We start from the raw sequence: 3,308 nt of genomic DNA on the forward strand, positions 1-3,308 counted from the left end.
AACCAAGGAAAAACTGGTCACCGAGGCGGTGCGCCCGGTGGTCGACTCGGTCTTCGCCGCGAAGTTCGAGGAATTCCTGCAGGAACATCCGAACGAAGCCCGTGCCATCGCCGGCAAGATCGTCGACGCCGCGCGCGCGAGAGAGGCTGTGCGCAAGTCGCGCGACCTGACCCGGCGCAAGGGAGCGCTCGACATCGCCGGCCTGCCGGGCAAGCTCGCCGACTGCCAGGAGAAGGACCCGGCATTGTGCGAACTATTCATCGTCGAGGGCGACTCGGCCGGCGGTTCGGCCAAGCAGGGGCGCAACCGCAAGACCCAGGCGGTGCTGCCGCTCAAGGGTAAAATTTTAAATGTGGAAAAAGCGCGCTTTGACAAAATGTTGTCTTCCGCGGAAGTCGGCACGCTGATCACCGCGCTCGGCACCGGCATCGGCAAGGAAGAGTTCAATCCGGACAAGCTGCGCTATCATCGCATCATCCTGATGACCGACGCCGACGTCGACGGTTCGCACATCCGCACGCTGCTGCTGACGTTCTTCTACCGGCAGATGCCGGTGCTGATCGAGCGCGGCCACATCTACATCGGCCTGCCGCCGCTGTACAAGCTCAAGCAGGGCAAGAACGAGCTCTACCTGAAGGACGACAACGCGCTCAACGCCTATCTGGTCAGCAACGCGGTCGAGAACGCCGAGCTGCACTATGCGCCGGGCGTGCCGCCAATTGTCGGTGCAGGCCTGGAAAAACTCATGCTCGACTACCAGGCCGCGCAGGACCAGATCGCGCGCCTTGCTTCGCGTTGCGATGCGAGCGTGCTCAACGCGATGCTCGACCTCGCGCCGCCGGCCGCTGAAGACTGGAACGACGCGGCCAAACTCGAGACTTGGCTGCGCGCGATCACCGCCAAGGTCAACGCGAGCGGCCTCGGCCGCCCGGACTATCGTCTCCAGGTACGCGCCGCGACGCCCGAGCATCCGGCCGCGCTGACGATCGAGCGCCGCCACCACGGCCTGACCGCGACGCAGATTCTGCCCGCCGCGTTTTTCGCCGGGGTCGAGTTCAAGCCGCTGCGCGAACTCGCCCAGCAACTTGCCGGCCTGGTTCAGTCCGGCGCCGAAATTCGCCGCGGCAACCACGCGCAGGCGATCGTGAATTTCGCCCAAGCGCAGCAATGGCTGCTCGACGAGGCGAAGAAGGGGCGCACGATCCAGCGCTTCAAGGGTCTGGGCGAAATGAACCCGGAGCAGCTGTGGGAGACCACCGTCAATCCGGAATCGCGCCGGCTGTTGCAAGTCAGCATCGAGGACGCGGTCGCCGCCGACCAGATTTTCTCGACGCTGATGGGCGACGTGGTCGATCCGCGCCGCGACTTCATCGAGCAGAATGCGTTGCGTGTGGCCAATCTCGACGTCTGATCGCAGGCATGTTTTTCACGCAGCGAAACGTTAACGTTTTCATGCGTACAATTCCCGATTCAATAACACGGTGCCGGCAAAGCCGGCGCCCACAATGGCCGTGAGGGAGGAACCATGAGCATCCGCAGTTATACACGTATACTTTGCAGCATCCTTGTCGCCTTCGCCCTGATTGCGGGCAACGCCTATGCGAAGAAGGACGAGAAGGAAGCGCCGCTGTATCCGAACGCCACGCGCAAGGATCCGAAGAACGACCTGTCCTCCTCGAGCACACAGAAGGACCTGAGCAAGGCGCTCGACCTGCTCAACGACAACAAGGCCGACGAGGCCGCGCCGATGCTGCAGAAGATCATCGACGACCCCAAGGCCGGCAAGTACGCGCATGCGCTGGCGACGCAGGGCCAGGGCCAGATTGCCTACGACAAGCAGGACAACGCCGGTGCGGTCAAGGCTTGGCGAGCGGCCTACGACATGGACGCGCTGCCGAACAACCAGCAATTCACCTTGCTGCTCAACATCGCCAACCTGCAGCAGCAGGAAGAGAAGTACCAGGACTCGCTCAACACGCTCGACGAGTACTTCAAGGCGACCAACGGTGGCAAGGCCGAGGCCTACGCGCTGCAGGGCAACGATTACTACCGCCTCGACAAGTACCAGCAGGCGATCGACGCGATCACCAAGGCGCAGTCGGTGACCGACAAGCCGAACGACAACTGGAACCAGATCCTGATGGCCTCGTACGCGGGCCTCGACCAGTACGACAAGGCCGGCGAGATCCTCGAGAAGCAGCTCGCCAAGAACCCCGGCGATGCCAAGCTCGTCGAGCAGGCGGTCAAGGTCTACGTCAACGGTCACCAATACAGCAAGGCCGAAGCGCTGATCGACAAGAACAAGGGCAGTCTTAACAACGACACCCTCTACACGTTGTATCGCGCCATCGGTGCCGGCTATTCGCAGGAGAAGGACGGCGACACCAAGGCGATCGACGCATTCGCCAAGGCCTCGCCGCTGGCCAAGACCGGTGAAGTCGACTATTACCGCGGCAGTCTGCTGCTGCAGAACGATCGCGCCAAGGAAGCGACCGGAGTGCTCCAGCAGGCGATCACCAAGGGCGGCCTCAAGGAGCCGGGCAAGGCCTACCTGATGCTCGGCGACGCCTACAACCAGATCGACGACGTGCCGCATGCGCGCGAGGCGTGGACGAAGGCGAAGGGTTATCCCGATTCGCAGAAGTCGGCCGATCAGCGTCTCAACCTCGGCGGTCACGTCAAGATGACGACGCAGCAGAAAAAGAAGAACTGAGCCGAGTCGGGCGAGACTGCAAGAACGAGTATACTTTTTCCGGATATCGCGGCGCATGACGCGCCGCGGCTTGCGCGAGCTTGCGGAAATTGGCATGCTGCAAGACCGCGTTCAATTGCGGCGCTGTGGGGAAATGCATTTTTTTGCGGACGGTGAAAAAGCTTGTCTACACCGCCCGCGCTGTTGTAATTTGCAGGCGACTCACGCGATTTTGTTTTGGGATTGGCAGCGGCGTTTCACGCCGTCGCCCGGGATGATGCTCCCTAGGTAATTGGTTGGCACTGATGTCATCAGCAGAAACGGACAAGACGAGTTTCAATTGGCGACGCACGATCGCCTGGGCCGGTGCGCTCGCGCTGCACGGCTTTCTCTTCCTCATGCTGCTGGCGCCCGTGCAGCCGCCGACGGCCAAGGAGCGTGCCAAGGAAAACGTGGTGACGGTCGAGTTCATCGAACCGCCACCGCCACCGCCACCGCCGCCACCGCCGCCGCCGGAGCCGCCGAAGAAGCCGCCGCCGAAGATCGTCGAGAAGATCAAGCCGCCGCCGACTCCGCCGCCGCCGGCTCCGCCGCCGGTCGTCACGCAGGAAGCGAC

General features: G+C 62.7%; 2 protein-coding genes and 1 pseudogene. All 3 read left to right on the forward strand.

All coding sequences use genetic code 11. The features are described from left to right. A partial coding sequence (locus tag VF497_RS13760) for a toprim domain-containing protein (RefSeq protein WP_330889656.1) occupies positions 1-1,411 on the forward strand: 1,411 nt, incomplete at its 5' end. 114 nt (positions 1,412-1,525) lie between these two features. Then, on the forward strand, positions 1,526-2,713 hold the full coding sequence (locus VF497_RS13765; RefSeq protein ID WP_330889658.1) for a tetratricopeptide repeat protein: 1,188 nt from the start codon (positions 1,526-1,528) through the stop codon (positions 2,711-2,713). A 284-nt stretch (positions 2,714-2,997) separates the two neighbouring features. Further along, positions 2,998-3,308 (forward strand): annotated as a pseudogene (locus VF497_RS13770) (energy transducer TonB); the annotation flags it as partial.

It is taken from the genome of Rudaea sp., from assembly GCF_036383415.1.
Classification (GTDB): Bacteria; Pseudomonadota; Gammaproteobacteria; order Xanthomonadales; family Rhodanobacteraceae; genus Rudaea.

Bases quoted from the DNA above. Each gene is read 5' to 3' on its own strand.
- VF497_RS13765 (WP_330889658.1), top strand. From the start codon at position 1,526: ATGAGCATCCGCAGTTATACACGTATACTTTGCAGCATCCTTGTCGCC.